This window comes from Chitinophagales bacterium (genome assembly GCA_020636495.1).
In the GTDB taxonomy this organism is placed as follows: Bacteria; Bacteroidota; Bacteroidia; order Chitinophagales; family Chitinophagaceae; genus UBA5543.
Genome location: JACJXQ010000008.1, coordinates 103,419 through 118,872 on the forward strand (window position 1 = coordinate 103,419; position 15,454 = coordinate 118,872).

A 15,454-nucleotide genomic window follows, 5' to 3' on the forward strand; every position below is an offset into this window, starting at 1 on the left:
TTTTTGTGTCCACAAGCCGATTTTTTACGCTTTGCAAAAGTACGGCAGCGGGGTTTTATATGGGCTAATAACAGAGATATTAAATCAAGTAATATCCGAGATAGGCCTTGTACATGCTTTGAAGAGGCCAACAGAGTGCAATTTATTTTTATATTAATATATAACTGATTAGGCATTTTTAGGTATTTCTTTCTTAGTATATTGGTATTTAATTAGTTAATTCATACATTAATAACTACACTCTATATATGAAAAAATCGATTATTGTTTTATATTTATATGCACATTCAGAAAATAAGTTTGTATTTTGTCACTAAACACGATAGATAAACTATTTATTTTTCAAGTTTATTAAATAAGATATTATGAGAAAAGCCGATGTTGTAAACAGTATAGCTGAGAAAACAGGGATACCCAAAGTGGATATTCTTGTAGCTCTTGAAGCTTTCTTCAAAGAAGTGAAAACCTCGCTTATTGAAGGTGAACCTGTTTACGTTCGTGGCTTTGGCAGCTTTATCCTGAAAAAAAGGGCCGCTAAAATAGGCCGGAACATCAAGAAGAACATAGCAGTAGAAATACCGGAGCATTTTATACCTGCATTCAAACCGGCAAAAGAATTTGTACAGGCTGTGAAAACTTCAACGCATGATCTGTCAGAAAGCGCCGAACACGACGACGAATAATATTGACCCTCATTCTCAGCCCTTATTCGTAAATTTGCGCAAAAATTAATATTTCTTGCGCAAAGGTCATTATATAGCACTGATAGCAGCAATTGCACTTATTGCTGCCCTATACTGGGGTGTAAACACCAAACCTCCAACAAAAGATATGCAACAACAACCCGCTGCTGCCACGCAGGCAGAACAGCACGGGCCTGTTGCTGCAGCCTCAACCGATTCGATATTGGCTGCAGCCATGCAAGCTCTGCCGGAACACGCCAGGGAAGAAGCGAAACAGCTGGAGGAAAAGGATAAATTCTCTTCATCAACTGAAACCATAGCCGGAGCAGATCTGGAACTGGCTAAACTGCTGCAACAGCACAAGCAGCCTGCTGCGGCTGCTTATTATTTCACAAAAGCAGCAAAGTTGGAGAATTCAGAAAAAAGCCTCAACTTTGCAGCCCGATTAAATTCTGAGCTGTTGCGCAGTGAAGAATCCCCATCGGTAAGGGCATGGGCGGCAGAGCAGGCGATAGACGCCTACGAGCAGTCTCTGAAGGTGAACCCCGACAATGACACAGTGAAGATGGAACTGGCAGCCTGTTACATAGACGGAACAGGAGCGCCAATGCAGGGGATACAGTTGTTGCTGGGAATAATCAAAGAACAGCCCAACCATATACCTGCCAACCTGATGTTAGGACAGTTGTCCATACGTTCAGGACAAATGGAAAAGGCTAAGGAGCGTTTTGAAAGAGTGTTGAAGCTGGAGCCTGAAAATACTGAAGCACTATATTTTCTTGCCGAAGTATATAAAAGCGAAGGAAATAAGACGAAAGCAGTGGAGTTGCTGGAAGAGTGTAAAAGGATAGTGAATAACCCGGAGTTCAGCAAAGAGATAGATAATTATATAAATTCATTTTAAGTAACTAAAAACATTTTATTTATGCCTTGTGGTAAAAAAAGGAAAAGACATAAAATAGCTACGCATAAGCGTAAGAAGCGTCTTAGGAAAAATCGTCATAAGAAGAAGAAATAAGTTTCAGGCTTATCGGCCATGCGTCGGTTTTCCTCTTAACTTCTGAACATTTCCTTACATCGTTTGCGCATAATTTATATATGTGCAAACGATGTAGGGTTTTGTTATTAATGTTCCTCTCTGTATTGTAGTTACTGGAAAGATCATGCCTTGTTGTACCCGGCATGACGTGCGTATGGCCGGATAAATGACGGACACATGAACAAAGAACTGATTATCAATTCTTCCGGCGATGGTGTGGAAATAGCCCTGCTGGAAGATAAGAAGCTCGTTGAGCTCCATTTTGAAAAGGGGCAAAACAACTTTGCCGTGGGCGACCTGTACCTGGGCAAAGTAAAAAAGCTTATGCCCGGTCTGAACGCAGCCTTCGTAGACGTAGGCTACGAAAAAGATGCTTTTCTTCATTATACTGACCTGAGTCCATACTTCCGTTCACTTTTAAAATTCACCAAACAATCACTTGATGGCAACCCGACATGGGGCGGTGATTTTGGCAGGTTTGCGGTAGAAGCTGAGATACTGAAATCCGGCAAGATCACGGAAGTGGTGAACCACAAGCCGGAATTACTGGTGCAGGTACTGAAGGAACCCATATCGAATAAAGGGCCAAGGTTGAGCTGTGAAATATCCCTTCCGGGGCGTTTTGTGGTAATGACACCCTTTAATGATGTGGTAGCAATTTCACGTAAGATACACTCTGCCGATGAGCGTAAGCGATTGCAACGTACTGTTGAGGCCATCAAACCGAAAAATTTCGGTGTGATCGTGCGTACTGCAGCAGAAGGCAAGAATACAGCAGAACTACATAACGATGTAATGGAGCTGACCCAAATGTGGAAGCACATACAGGAGAACCTGAAAGGAGCCAAAGCACCTAAACTCATTATGGGAGAGCAGGACAAGACAACATCTATCCTGCGCGACCTGCTTAATGTCAACTTTCAGAAGGTAGTAGTGAACGACAAAAAACTACACGCAGAGACAAAAGATTACATTTCACGAATAGCACCAGACCAGGAGGATATCGTTACCTTTCACAACGGCGGAACCAACGTTTTTGACACCTATGGTGTTACCAAACAGGTAAAATCATCATTTGGCAAAACGGTGAACCTGCCCAGCGGCGCTTATTTAATAATAGAACATACAGAAGCGCTGCACGTTGTAGATGTGAACAGCGGTACGCGCAGTGCTGAACTGGGACAAGAACAGAATGCACTGGTTACCAACCTGGAAGCTGCAGAAGAGATAGCGCGCCAGATGCGCTTGCGCGACCTGGGAGGTATCATTATTATCGACTTCATAGATATGAAGTTGCCGAATAACAAAAAGCAGGTGTTGGAAGCACTGGAAGGTTTTATGGCAGGAGACCGGGCGAGGCATACTATACTGCCTATATCCAAGTTCGGACTGATGCAGATAACCCGCCAGCGACTGAGGCCGGAACTGAATATATCAACAGCTGAAGTGTGCCCCACCTGTAAAGGTACAGGCAAAATAGGACCATCAATCCTGATAGCAGACGATATTGAAAAAGACCTGAACTACCTCATCAACCAGGGACACCGCAAACTGGCATTGCATGTCCACCCTATCATGAGCGCATACCTCACCAAAGGAAATTTCTTTAACTCGATACAATGGAAATGGTACTGGAAATATAAAGTGAAAGTGAAAATAATGACCGACAACAACTCACCGATCACGGAATACCATTTCTACGACAGCAAGACCGACGACATCATTAAATTATAACTAAAAAAGGAACCCGGATGGGTTCCTTTTTTTTCGGATAAATACACTATCCACTTCTGCAAAATGAGATAGTGTATTCATCATACGCATGAACTTAGTTGATCGTCGCAGTAGTAACTGCGGCAAATTCCTTTACAAAAACATACTGCCTGCTATTAATGTTAGGAACAGCATACCTGAAAGCTACCACCTCAACATAAGCTCCATTATCAGCTACAGATGACAGGCTACCCAACTCAGAAGCTGTAAATGTTGCCTTTGCCGGAGCTGAAGGCTTAGCACTGTATGCCTTCATCAATGGAGTTGAACTGTTAGGGGTAATGATCAAAACATAAACAGAGTCAGCATTAGTTACTTTATTACCGAGGGTAATATCCAGATCTTTTGTCCTGTCGATTGCAGTAGGCAGGCTTGAAGTACCGGAATAGTTAGGCATAGAACCTGTGTGCGAGTATGTAAATGCTGCAACGTTGCCGCTACCACCTACAGACCAGTCAATAGAACTTCCGGTCAGGTTGAGTGTAGACGGAGTCATACCATCAGAAGCTGTCAGGCTGTAGCTGTTGTTGTTATTTTTCAGATCGTTGGAGTTGATACTCACTGTTCCTGCACCCGTCAGGTTGCTTGATCCTGCCCCATCGAAGAATGAAGCAGACGCCACATCTGATTTGATAGATATAGGAATAGGAATCTGCGGGTTGCTGTAAGCAAACTCCATTTGCACTGCAGCCAGTACACCCCAATAGCTGCCGGACGGCGAAGGAGTAACAGGCGTTGGAGACGTTGGAGTTGTGGTTGTAGGAGTAGTTGTAGTGGGCGTTGTAGTAGTGGGTAATTTATCGCAGGATGTTACGCCTGTCATAATAGCCAGCACCGGCACCATTATTTTGATCAGCTTTTTCATTTTCATAAGTTTTTCGTTAGCAAAAATTTATCCGATATGATACAAAAATACCTTGAAGAGAAAGGCTATGCTATACAAGCATGAGGGTATTTTTATATCCGTACCAGTACGGATACAGCAAAAGGAGGCTATGAAACGAAGTGTTAAATGAGTTTTTCTTCCAGTGCGTATTTGAGCAGGCCCACTATGGTTTTGTTATTTGTCTTACGCAACATATTCTTTCGGTGTGTTTCTACCGTACGTTCGCTTATAAACAGTATATCAGCGATCTCCGCATTACTGTGTTCATTGGCAATGAGCTTAAGTATCTCCAACTCTCTTTCAGTAAGTTTGGGTTTTGCCGGCTCGTCCAGTTTACGCTGCTGGTGAACGACCAGCGTCGTCAGCTTTTCGGATACTTCAGAAGAAAAATACATTTTGCCATCCATCACCTGGGTGATAGCTGTTACCAACTCTTTGTCATTTACATTCTTCAGAAGATACCCGGAAACACCCGCTTCTATCATTTCCATGATATGTGCAGCATCATCGTACATCGATAACGTAATGACATACACTGCCGGATTGATATCTTTTATTTTTTGGGTAAGTTCATTGCCCTTCATACCCGGCATGTTTATATCAACCAGTGCCAGATCAGGCTTCTTTTTAGGCAAATCATCCAGTAATGCCTGACCATTGTCATAAAGAGCCAGTACATTAATATTATCTTGTTTTTCAAGCATTGCTTTCAGTCCGTCCAATAATATATGGTGGTCATCTGCAATGACAATTTTTATCTTGCTCATCAAGTATCGGGGTAAATACTTCTATAAATATACATAAAGAGTTATGTATAGTCAATGACATGGCAAAGAAAGAAAATTATTGTACTGATGGGTCTGCAGCTTGTGTTATCCTGTTAAGGAAATTGAAAACATCAGCCATTTTTTTCATATTGTCTACTACCAGCATAAAGTTCTTCCCTACTTGCTTCAATCTTGCATTGTTCACACTTTTCTGGATATAATCCATGATATGATTGAAGGTTGGCGACTCGAAATAAGGAGAATCCGGGTCGTTGACAAAGTATAACCGGAGTTGCTTGTTCTTGAGTATCAACTTTTCAAAACCCAGCTCTTTGGCTAGCCAGCGGCTATGTATTGTGGTCAGTAATTCTTGTACCTGCCCGGGTATCGGCCCGAAACGGTCAGTCAGCTCTTCAGCAAATTTCTGTAGTTCGCTTTCTTCTTCCAGGTCATCCAGCTGGGTGTATAGCGATAACCTTTCAGTGATATTATCAACATAACTCTCAGGTATCAGTATCTCAAGGTCGGTATCTATAGTACAATCGGCAACAAAATCCTTTTTACGCTCCAGTTCTTCTGCAAACACGTCTTTGAAATCAGTACGCTTCAGCTCCCTGATGGCTTCTGCCAGTATCTTCTGGTACATCTCAAAACCTATCTCTGCGATAAAACCACTCTGCTCGCCACCCAACAGGTTGCCGGCTCCACGTATATCCAGGTCGCGCATAGCAATCTGGAAGCCACTGCCCAATTCGTTGAATTGTTCCAGTGTTTCCAGCCTTTTGCGGCTATCATTAGGCAATGTGCTCTTGGGCGGTGCTATGAGGTAGCAAAACGCCTTTTTATTACTACGCCCTACACGTCCGCGTAGCTGGTGCAGGTCGCTGAGCCCAAATTGATGCGCATTGTTAATGATGATGGTATTGGCATTGGGAATATCTACCCCACTTTCTACTATATTAGTACAGCATAGCACGTCATATTTATGCTCTATAAAGCTGAACAGTGCTTCTTCCAGTTTATGACCTTCCAACTGGCCATGTGCCATACCTATCTCCAGGTCCGGGCACAGGTTGCGTAGCAGGGTAACCATTTCGGGCAGGCTTTGTATCCTGTTGTGTATAAAATACACCTGTCCGCCGCGTTCTGCCTCAAAATAAATTGCATCGCGAATGGCATATTCATCAAACACCATCACCTCGGTTTGTACCGGCTGGCGGTTGGGTGGCGGTGTATTCATGATACTCAGGTCACGCGCGTTCATCAGCGAGAACTGCAAGGTGCGCGGTATCGGCGTAGCTGTAAGTGTCAGTGTATCCACGTTGGCTTTCATCTCGCGTAGTTTTTCTTTTGCCGCTACACCAAATTTCTGCTCCTCATCTATTACCAGCAGGCCAAGATCTTTGAACTTAACGCTTTTACCCAACAGTGCATGTGTGCCAACAATAATATCTATTTCACCGGCAGCTAGTTTTTTCAGCGTCTCGGTTTTCTGTTTAGCAGATTTAAAACGGTTGACATAATCTATATTACAAGGGAAATCTGCCAGGCGTTCTTTTAGTGTCTGGTAATGCTGGTAGGCCAATATTGTAGTAGGTACTAAAATGGCTGCCTGTTTACTATCTGCCACGGTTTTGAAAGCCGCCCTGATGGCGACTTCCGTTTTGCCAAAACCTACGTCGCCACATACCAGCCTGTCCATAGGCGATGGCGCTTCCATGTCCCGTTTTACATCCGCAGTAGCTTTGCTCTGGTCTGGTGTATCCTCGTAAAAGAATGAGGCTTCAAGTTCTGTTTGTAAGTAGCTGTCAGGGGTATGAGCAAAACCGGTTGAGGCTTTGCGTTTTGCATATAGTTTGATCAGGTCAACAGCAATTTCTTTGACCTGCTTCTTGGTCTTATTTTTCAGTTTCTGCCAGGCTTCGCTACCCAGCTTATTCACTTTGGGTTGTGTACCTTCCTTACCTGTATACTTGCTTATTTTATGCAGCGAGTTAATGTTGACATATAACACATCATTATCACGGTAGATAATACGCACCGCTTCCTGCATGTTACCATTCACATCTATTTTCTGCAAACCGCTGTACACACCTACACCGTGGTCAATGTGGGTGACGAAGTCTCCGGGCTGCAACTCGCGCAGCGCACGCATTGTAATAGCCTTACCTTTGGTGTATGCCTGCTTTACGTTAAACTTGTGGTAACGCTGAAATATCTGGTGGTCGGTATAGCAAACTATCTTCTTCTCATGGTCAATGAAGCCCTTGCTGATAGCTTTGGGTATGGGCACGAAGGTAATATTGGCATTGAGGTCTTCGAAGATGCTGCGCAGGCGCTCCGTCTGCCTGGCGTTCTCTGCAAAAATATAAGGCTCATATTTCTGCGCAATGCGTTTTTGCAGGTCTTCTATTAACAACCCGAACTGCCTGTTGAATACGGGTTGCTCATCGGTAGCAAATTGCAACACAGCTGTATCCTCATCGCCTGTCAGTCTGGGTAGTGAATGGTTATACCATTCAATTAAATGTCTTTGTTTTAATTTCTGTTGCCAGTTTTCAGTGGTTTCAAAATCATCTTTCGTCAGTTGCTTCAGCCAGGCTTCTTCATGGTCTATGGCAACATCGTTCAGGTTGATGACATCAGGAAGCTCCACTTCCATCTTACCCAACCTGCCCACTGTAAAATCAAAATCTTTAGCCCATATGACTGTATTTTCGGGCAGGTAATCCAACAGCGATACCTTTTCATTTGCCTCAAACTTCGTTTCAATATTAGGAATGATAGAAACCTGCAGTAGTTTCCTTTCAGATAATTGTGTTTCTGGGTTGAACAACCTGATACTGTCTACCTCGTTGCCAAAAAGTTCGATACGGTAGGGGTGCTCGTTGCCAAAAGAATAAATATCCAATATACCACCACGCATGGCAAACTGTCCCGGCTCGTATACAAAATCTTCCTTCTTAAAACCCAGGCCTACAAATTGCTTCAGCACCTCATCGATCTTCAGGTTTTCCCCCACTTTTATACTGATCATGTTGCCCGACAGTGATCTTGGATTCACTACTTTTTCAAATAATGCTTCCGGATAGGTAACCAGTACTTTTTTGTGGGTCTCGGCTTTGCTGAACTTTGTCAGAGCTTCTGTACGCAGCATCACGTGGCTGCTGTTCAGTTCGTTAAAACTGCCGGTTTTTTTGAATGAGTCGGGGAAATAACAGATATCCAGCGCTCCGGTAAGATTTTCCAGGTCGTTATGAAAATATGCAGCTTCCTCATTGTCGTTCAGAATGAACACATGATTGGCATCGCTGAGCTGCCATACTGCCGTTGCAATAAAGTTGAGCGAAGAGCCTTTGAGGTTGAGTAATGTTACCCTGAGCTTGGGGTCGGACAATGAGATGCCGCCCGCAATCTGTTTGACGCGGATATCATTCTGATACAAACTTTGCAGCACCTGCAAATTCATAGGGCGGCAAAAATACGGCAAACATGGTTGTTATGGCGATTTGTTTGTGATATTTTATTGTTTCTTTTTGTTTTGTGTACTTATGGCTTCTACAAACCATATATATTCTTCTACAAAACGGTTCAGGTTCTTAGCCATGATGTCGGTCAGTGGTTCTCCCTCTTCGTTAAGCGAATTATGGAGTTCAGGTACCAGCAGTTTGTACGGCATAGGGAAAGCTCCTATAGCTAATACCAGCAACTGAAGCAGGTTGGATGCGTTGACACCACCCATCCTGCCATTTGACCCGCAGACAATACCTATGGGTTTTTTAGCCCATTCTTTTGTAAAATAATCTACAGCGTTTTTCAGCGCACCACTATAGCTGTTGTTATATTCGGGAGTAACAAACACAATACCATCTGCGCTACTCAACTTTTCACTTATTGTCACAAGTGCAGGCGGAGGGTTGTCCATGTCTTTCAGGCGACTTTCCATAACAGGAAGGTTATGGTCTTTTATGTCTATAAGTGTGGCGTTTACTTTACCGGAGTTGTTCAGGGCATTCAGCAAGGCTTTGGCTGCCCTGATGCTCAACCTACCCTCTCTTATTGCGCCATACAGTATCGTTATGTTCAACATAAATCGTAACTTTCATTTAATATAACGAATATATCTTAAATAAGTTTGCTAACGGCTTAAGTTAATGTTATGAAAAGATACCTGCTGCTACTGTTATTACTTCCATTTTTAACGGCATGTGAGAATACATGGGACAGCGATGCCCGGGATATGTTTGTACAAGGCTGTATGAGTGCTGCCAAAAAAGATAATATACCTGAAGACAAAGCCAAGGTTATGTGCGACTGCCGCCTTGAAAAAGCCATGAAAAAACACCCCAACTTTTCAGAGGCAATGGACCATATACAGGACATAATACAAGATCCTGCCATGCGGGAATGTGAGCCTAAATAAACTTTCTTTGTTCCGCAGCAGCCATACGTAACAAGGCACTAGCCCTGTAACGGTCTTCGTGGTATTGGTTATACAGGCCGTCAAGTATATTCAGGCATTTGTCAGCACCCCATTTATCGCACCATTGCAGCAGCCCTTTAGGGTAGTTAACTCCTTTGGTCATGGCCAACTCCAGGTCTTGTGCTGAAGCAACATTCAGATGCAAGGCATCTACAGCCTCGTTGATAAGCATAACTACTACACGTTCAACAATATGATTGCCCAATGCTGTATCTTTTTCAGGTTGTGGTAGCTCTGCTCCTTCAGCATAGTTGTAAAATCCCCTGCCCGACTTACGGCCTAACCAACCTGCTTCCAGCAGGCGCTTTTGCGAGAAAGATGGTTTATATCGGGGGTCGTAAAAGAACGATTGGAATACTGTTTCCGTCACTACATAATTCACATCATGCCCTATATAGTCAGTGAGCGTAAACGGCCCCATTTTGAAACCACCTATTTCCGTCATGGCCCAATCTATTGTTGCAGCATCAGCAATACCTTCTTCCATCATACGTATCGCTTCGCCATAAAATGGCCTTGCTACACGGTTCACTATAAAGCCTGGTGTATCTTTCGCTATGACCGGCACTTTCTTCCAGTCGGTCATTAATACTTTACACTCCTGTACCAGTGCGGCATCTGTTTGTACAGCAGGTACCACCTCAACCAAAGCCATTAGCGGAGCTGGATTGAAAAAATGCAGGCCTATCACCCTCTCTGCTTTAGTACATGCAGCAGCTATCGAAGTAACGGATAGTGATGAAGTATTGGTAGCCAATATGCAGTTTTTTGAAACTATTTTTTCTACATCTGCAAAAACTTTTTTCTTGATGTCCGGGTTTTCAATTATCGCCTCTATGATCAATAAGCAATCAGCGAATGCATCAAGACTGGTAGCATAAGTAAACCTGTCAGTAATAGTTGCGGCATCGCTTATCTTACCTTTTTCTACCATGCGGTTCAACGTTTTATCAAGATTGCTCTTTGACCTTTCCAATGCATCAGCATTCGTATCAAAAACGATTACCTTATGACCAGCCATTGCTGCCACCTGGGCTATTCCACTGCCCATTGCGCCTGCACCTATAATACCTACTATTGCTTCCTTATTCAATTTGCTCATGTTTGTTATATCATTCTGCTGCGAAAATAGCCTTTTTATACTTGCTCAAGGATGTACAATTTTTCTTAATACCATAATCGCTATTTTTACAACTAAACGGTACGATATGAGAACAGGTAAAATGATATTAACAGCATTGGCAATAAGCAATACTGCAGCAATGGCACAAAAACCAATGCCGGCCACAAAAGGTTTTATAAAACTACCCGGTGGTGTAGAGTATAAGCTGGCTTATGATAAACCAGGCTCTGTTAATCCAAAGAACGGTGACTATGTAGAAGCGCATATGTATGTAGAGGTGGATGGTGAAATGATTTACAATTCACGCCAGGTAAACGAGAACAAACCTGTATCATTTGTAATGACACAACCCAAAAGCAAAACTGATATACAGGAAGTAATAAAACTACTATCCGAAGGAGATAGCGTAGTCATTAAATTTTCTGTTGATTCTCTTATTAAATCAGGAGTAGATCAACTCAGATGGATGAAACCTAACACAGGTCAGAAAGCTACCTACTTCGTGAAAATGGTACAAATAAAACAAATGGGCAGCAACGTAGGTTCCAATTCTAAGTAAATGACATCTTCACAGGAATATATGACCTACCCCTATCGAAACATTACATAATTATAAAATAATATTATTTTATAATTTCTGATTATCAGCGCCTTACAAAGATCTGCACGTTTATTTTCGATTAAATACAATACAGAATTCGATTTAAGCCATTAATATCACCTTAAACGACTACGGGAATTGCCCGATATATATCTTGATTTTAAATGATTTTTAACTTACATTTAGGTATAAATGCTATCAAATTAATTTTTAATACCACGTTGTTATGAAGCAAAATTACAAGCTGCTATTATTAGTAGTAATATTAATAGGAATCGTCAATACCGCGAGCGCTCAGTTTTTATACACCATGCCAATTACGGTTACCAACCACGAGAATAGAGACGTGCTGGGATGGCAGGTACCCATGTATATTAACACCGCCGCCCAGGTAGGTGCCGGCCACATGCAATCCGATGGCAGGGATATTCGATTTAGTAAAGATTGTGCCGGTACACAATTGCTCAATCACTTTATTGACTCGGGCATGAATAGTACCCAAACCAAAATATGGGTAAAAATGGATACTATGTACGCATCGGCACCGCGAACTATTTATATGCTGTATGGCAACACTTCCGTGTCAACTGCGTCTACTTATAACACCTTTAACGGCCCATATACGGGTACGAACAGTGTTACTCCCCCAAGTACAAATACAGTTTCTAACTGCCAGCGCAGCATGAAGTTCCGCGCCAACAGGGATATTATTGTTTCCAGTTTTGGTAAACGTACCCCGGATGCTACTACAAGGTACGTAACCCTGTTCGACTTCAACTCACAGGCCATACTCAGGCAAATGCAGGTTTCCGGTGCTGCGGCTGTATATTCTTTCCAGAATTTATCTAACCACATATGGTTAAACGCTAACCAGGACTATATACTGGCACTATACAATGGCAGTGGCGACATGTACTACTATGGTGCATCGGGCCAATCTTCGCAGTATATAACATATGGAGATATGCGCTATTGCAACAGTTGTACGGAAAACACGTTCCCTACAACGGTACTGACCAACAACATGTATGGTGTGCCTGATATGGAGTATTATACAGTTGATACCAACAATATCACTAACCTTCCTACATACCAACTGGCTACCACCGGGTCAGGAAATGCTGATATTACGCTGGGCGAGATGCCTTACGTTTGTCCCGGTAGTTCAAGCGCACCAATTGTTTTTACAGCAACAACAGGTAATCCAAAGGAATATGATATCACATGGGGAGCTACCGCAGCAAATGCAGGATTCGCAAATGTTGTGAATGCAGCCATGCCATCCACAAGCCCTATTACGGTTGTTGTACCGGTGTCTGCACCAATGGGGATATATACGGGTACATTGACGATGAAAAGCGTTTGCGGTGCAGGTAAGTCACATACGATAACCATCAATGTGGGCGGCTCTATTACTACGACTGAACAACCTAAAGACACTACTGTTTGTCCGCGTGACCCGGCTTCATTCAGCTCGGATGCCAAAGGACCTTCAATAGCCTACCAATGGCAGGTAATGGCACAGGGTGGTGCGTGGACCGACCTATCTAACGGTGGTGACTATGCTAATGTGAATACACCAAAGCTAACGATACTACAGTCTCAAAATGCATACAATGGCAACCTGTATCGCTGTATGGTGACCAGTGCATGTGCTTTACCTAAACCGTCTAACGGGGGTAAACTCATTGTACAGGTTGACCCGATAGTCAGCACCCAGCCATTGGATGTGACAACGAACCCGAACTCTAATGTAAACTTCTCTGTAAAAACGGCTTCAAAAACCGCAACATATCAATGGCAGGTTGCGTCGCCAAATGATGTATTTGTGAATATCAATGACGGCCCAATCTATTCAGGTGTTAAAACAAATAACCTCCTGGTAAGAGGTGTATCTTATGTTCAAAACGGATTCCTGTTCCGCTGCCTGTTATTCAATTCAGGAAGCTGTTTATCGCCCGGAGATACCAGCGAGGCGGCATTGCTGACAGTCAATCCTCCAAAATCTGTGAACGATGTCAGCAGTCAGAATACGGTGATCGTTTATCCCAATCCTACAGGCGGAAGCGAACTGTTTATTAAAGCCGACCACACATTACCGGCAGAAATGAATTATAAAATGATCGATAAACTTGGCAGAATTGTAAGTGATGGAAACCTGGAAAACACAGGTATTACCAAAATTGACATTACCGATCTTACACCAGATGTTTACTTTGTAGAAATATCGGATGCTGACGGCAACAGGATAAGCATGCAAAAATTCACTAAGCTTTAAAAAACTTCAATCAAAGAATAAAAAAAGTGCCCTGTTTGTAACAGGGCACTTTTTTTATTCAAATAGTTTGATTCACTCACCTGCTATGGCACTTCCACAGCATTTAATATCTCGTTCAGTATCTGTTCGCTGGTCACATTCTCTGCTTCCGCTTCGTACGTAACACCAATACGATGGCGCATCACGTCGTGGCATACAGCACGTACATCTTCAGGTATCACATAACCCCGACGTTTGATGAAAGCATAAGCTTTAGCGGCCAGAGCAAGGTTGATACTAGCGCGCGGTGAGCCACCATAAGCTATCAATGGTTTCAGTCCTTTGAGCTTATACTCATCAGGGAAACGGGTAGCAAATACTATATCAAGTATATACTGTTCTATCTTCTCATCCATATACACCTCGCGCACCAGTTGGCGTGCTTTGATGATGTCTTCCTGTGTTACCACCTGGTTGATCTTAGCAGCACCTTGCGGATTCAGGTTGTAACGTATGATGTGACGTTCTTCTTCTTTTTTAGGATAGCTGATAACGATCTTCAGCATAAAACGGTCTACCTGTGCTTCAGGTAATTCGTAGGTACCTTCCTGTTCTATCGGGTTTTGCGTAGCCAACACCAGGAAAGGCTCCTCCAGCTTGTATGTATGGTCGCCGATGGTCACCTGGCGCTCCTGCATTGCTTCCAGCAAGGCACTCTGCACTTTCGCCGGAGCACGGTTGATCTCATCCGCCAGTATGAAATTGGCGAATATAGGGCCTTTACGCACGGCAAATTCGTGGTCCTGCGGGTTGTATACCATAGTACCCAGCACGTCAGCCGGCAGCAGGTCCGGTGTGAACTGTATCCTGGCAAACTTTGCGTGTATTGCTGAAGCCAGTGATTTGATAGCCAATGTTTTTGCCAGTCCGGGCACTCCCTCAAGCAGCACGTGGCCATTGGCAAGCAGTCCTATCAACAGGCGCTCCACCATATGCTTCTGGCCTACAACGGCCTTGTTCAGTTCCATTGTCAGCAGCTCAATAAAGGCGCTGTTCTGGTGTATGCGCTCATTCAGCTCCCGGATATCTACAGATGTCGAAGATGGTAATTCCATGTCAGTCATAACGAGTTCAATTTACGAAACGGAATGATGTAAAAAAATCAGGGTTCAAAAATATCACGAGATAGCTTTACAGGCTGTTAAAACTGCGTTAAACCAAATTCTGACTACATTTGCCAACTAATTTTATGGAAAATATCGTAGAACGATGGAAGAATGTGGAAGCGCTCATGCATGAGCGCTTCGGAAAGGTGCCCGACCTGGAAGGCATATTATACCTGATAGGCATCAACGAGGTAGGCGTAAACCCGGGAGGTAAGTTTACCAAAGAACAAAAACAGGATTTTATGCACGTAGCGGTATGCACACTGCTGAGCAAAGAGGGCTACTACGAGTTTACCGGTCGTGATGGTGATGGCTGGCCACATTTCAAAGCCTTAAAGGCTCCCCCTGAAGCAGGTATCTTATTACAGGAATTGCTGCTAAAGGAATGTGTTATTAACTACTTTGAGCTGTAGCTACTTTTCACCACCTATTGCATTTCAGATTCTCTTAGCTACCTTTGTCGTATAGTCCTGATAGGACAAATAACGGGGTGCCTTAAATAAAAGGCTGAGATCATACCCGCTGAACCTGGACCGGGTAATGCCGGTTAGGGATTGAACATTCAGCTGAGTATTCTGTGTCCCTCAATTGCTACATAAATGTAAGGCCTTCATTTATGCGCTATTGAAGTGGTTCACAGCCATCGCAACAGCCCCATATTCGTTAACTAAAATGA

The 15,454-nt window shown here is 43.2% G+C and carries 13 protein-coding genes and 1 riboswitch; of the genes, 7 read left to right on the forward strand and 6 right to left on the reverse strand.

From position 1 onward, the window contains the following. Positions 1-365 precede the first annotated feature (365 nt). The 3 genes from H6550_00540 to H6550_00550 all read left to right on the forward strand — a co-directional run bounded on the left by H6550_00540 (position 366) and on the right by H6550_00550 (position 3,456). The gene (locus H6550_00540; protein MCB9044600.1) at positions 366-683 is read left to right on the forward strand and encodes an integration host factor subunit beta; all 318 of its coding nucleotides are present in this window, start codon (positions 366-368) and stop codon (positions 681-683) included. Positions 684-738: 55 nt separating this feature from the next. Further along, complete coding sequence (locus H6550_00545) at positions 739-1,587, forward strand: tetratricopeptide repeat protein (GenBank protein ID MCB9044601.1); 849 nt, start codon at positions 739-741, stop codon at positions 1,585-1,587. Positions 1,588-1,899: 312 nt separating this feature from the next. Next, positions 1,900-3,456 (forward strand): Rne/Rng family ribonuclease, encoded by a 1,557-nt coding sequence (locus tag H6550_00550; GenBank protein ID MCB9044602.1) that lies wholly within the window; start codon positions 1,900-1,902, stop codon positions 3,454-3,456. Positions 3,457-3,550: 94 nt separating this feature from the next. Here H6550_00550 and H6550_00555 read toward each other — a convergent pair whose 3' ends face one another. The 4 genes from H6550_00555 to H6550_00570 all read right to left on the reverse strand — a co-directional run bounded on the left by H6550_00555 (position 3,551) and on the right by H6550_00570 (position 9,238). Continuing rightward, positions 3,551-4,360, reverse strand: a complete 810-nt coding sequence (locus H6550_00555) for a hypothetical protein (GenBank protein MCB9044603.1) — start codon at positions 4,358-4,360, stop codon at positions 3,551-3,553. Between the two features lie 143 nt (positions 4,361-4,503). Further along, positions 4,504-5,148: a response regulator transcription factor gene (locus tag H6550_00560; GenBank protein ID MCB9044604.1), complete on the reverse strand. Its 645-nt coding sequence runs from the start codon at positions 5,146-5,148 to the stop codon at positions 4,504-4,506. Between the two features lie 76 nt (positions 5,149-5,224). Beyond that, the gene (gene mfd / locus H6550_00565) at positions 5,225-8,617 is read right to left on the reverse strand and encodes a transcription-repair coupling factor (GenBank protein ID MCB9044605.1); all 3,393 of its coding nucleotides are present in this window, start codon (positions 8,615-8,617) and stop codon (positions 5,225-5,227) included. Between the two features lie 54 nt (positions 8,618-8,671). Beyond that, positions 8,672-9,238 (reverse strand): NAD(P)H-dependent oxidoreductase, encoded by a 567-nt coding sequence (locus tag H6550_00570; GenBank protein MCB9044606.1) that lies wholly within the window; start codon positions 9,236-9,238, stop codon positions 8,672-8,674. Between the two features lie 69 nt (positions 9,239-9,307). Here H6550_00570 and H6550_00575 point away from each other — a divergent pair, with 69 nt between their 5' ends. Next, a complete protein-coding gene (locus tag H6550_00575; protein MCB9044607.1) occupies positions 9,308-9,571 on the forward strand; it encodes a hypothetical protein in 264 nt (87 codons plus the stop codon). On the opposite strand, the gene H6550_00580 is transcribed toward H6550_00575, so the two are convergent. Then, positions 9,564-10,733 (reverse strand): NAD(P)-binding domain-containing protein, encoded by a 1,170-nt coding sequence (locus tag H6550_00580; GenBank protein MCB9044608.1) that lies wholly within the window; start codon positions 10,731-10,733, stop codon positions 9,564-9,566. The genes H6550_00575 and H6550_00580 overlap by 8 nt on opposite strands. Positions 10,734-10,839: 106 nt before the next feature. Between H6550_00580 and H6550_00585 the strand changes: the two genes are divergently transcribed. Beyond that, positions 10,840-11,313, forward strand: a complete 474-nt coding sequence (locus tag H6550_00585) for a hypothetical protein (protein ID MCB9044609.1) — start codon at positions 10,840-10,842, stop codon at positions 11,311-11,313. 268 nt (positions 11,314-11,581) lie between these two features. Further along, on the forward strand, positions 11,582-13,633 hold the full coding sequence (locus tag H6550_00590) for a DUF2341 domain-containing protein (protein MCB9044610.1): 2,052 nt from the start codon (positions 11,582-11,584) through the stop codon (positions 13,631-13,633). Positions 13,634-13,716: 83 nt separating this feature from the next. Here the strand turns inward: H6550_00590 and H6550_00595 are convergent, their stop codons facing one another. Further along, positions 13,717-14,727, reverse strand: a complete 1,011-nt coding sequence (locus H6550_00595) for a MoxR family ATPase (GenBank protein ID MCB9044611.1) — start codon at positions 14,725-14,727, stop codon at positions 13,717-13,719. 134 nt (positions 14,728-14,861) lie between these two features. On the opposite strand from H6550_00595, the gene H6550_00600 reads away from it, so the two are divergent. After that, complete coding sequence (locus tag H6550_00600) at positions 14,862-15,191, forward strand: hypothetical protein (GenBank protein ID MCB9044612.1); 330 nt, start codon at positions 14,862-14,864, stop codon at positions 15,189-15,191. 63 nt (positions 15,192-15,254) lie between these two features. Further along, positions 15,255-15,349, forward strand: a riboswitch (TPP riboswitch). Positions 15,350-15,454: the final 105 nt, after the last annotated feature.

Excerpts from the sequence above, each read along its gene's own strand:
- H6550_00560 (MCB9044604.1), bottom strand. The coding sequence starts at position 5,148 with ATGAGCAAGATAAAAATTGTCATTGCAGATGACCACCATATATTATTG.
- H6550_00550 (MCB9044602.1), top strand. The coding sequence starts at position 1,900 with ATGAACAAAGAACTGATTATCAATTCTTCCGGCGATGGTGTGGAAATA.
- H6550_00580 (MCB9044608.1), bottom strand. The coding sequence starts at position 10,733 with ATGAGCAAATTGAATAAGGAAGCAATAGTAGGTATTATAGGTGCAGGC.
- H6550_00555 (MCB9044603.1), bottom strand. The coding sequence starts at position 4,360 with ATGAAAAAGCTGATCAAAATAATGGTGCCGGTGCTGGCTATTATGACA.
- H6550_00600 (MCB9044612.1), top strand. The coding sequence starts at position 14,862 with ATGGAAAATATCGTAGAACGATGGAAGAATGTGGAAGCGCTCATGCAT.
- H6550_00575 (MCB9044607.1), top strand. The coding sequence starts at position 9,308 with ATGAAAAGATACCTGCTGCTACTGTTATTACTTCCATTTTTAACGGCA.
- H6550_00595 (MCB9044611.1), bottom strand. The coding sequence starts at position 14,727 with ATGGAATTACCATCTTCGACATCTGTAGATATCCGGGAGCTGAATGAG.
- H6550_00540 (MCB9044600.1), top strand. The coding sequence starts at position 366 with ATGAGAAAAGCCGATGTTGTAAACAGTATAGCTGAGAAAACAGGGATA.
- H6550_00570 (MCB9044606.1), bottom strand. The coding sequence starts at position 9,238 with ATGTTGAACATAACGATACTGTATGGCGCAATAAGAGAGGGTAGGTTG.
- mfd (MCB9044605.1), bottom strand. The coding sequence starts at position 8,617 with ATGAATTTGCAGGTGCTGCAAAGTTTGTATCAGAATGATATCCGCGTC.
- H6550_00590 (MCB9044610.1), top strand. The coding sequence starts at position 11,582 with ATGAAGCAAAATTACAAGCTGCTATTATTAGTAGTAATATTAATAGGA.
- H6550_00585 (MCB9044609.1), top strand. The coding sequence starts at position 10,840 with ATGAGAACAGGTAAAATGATATTAACAGCATTGGCAATAAGCAATACT.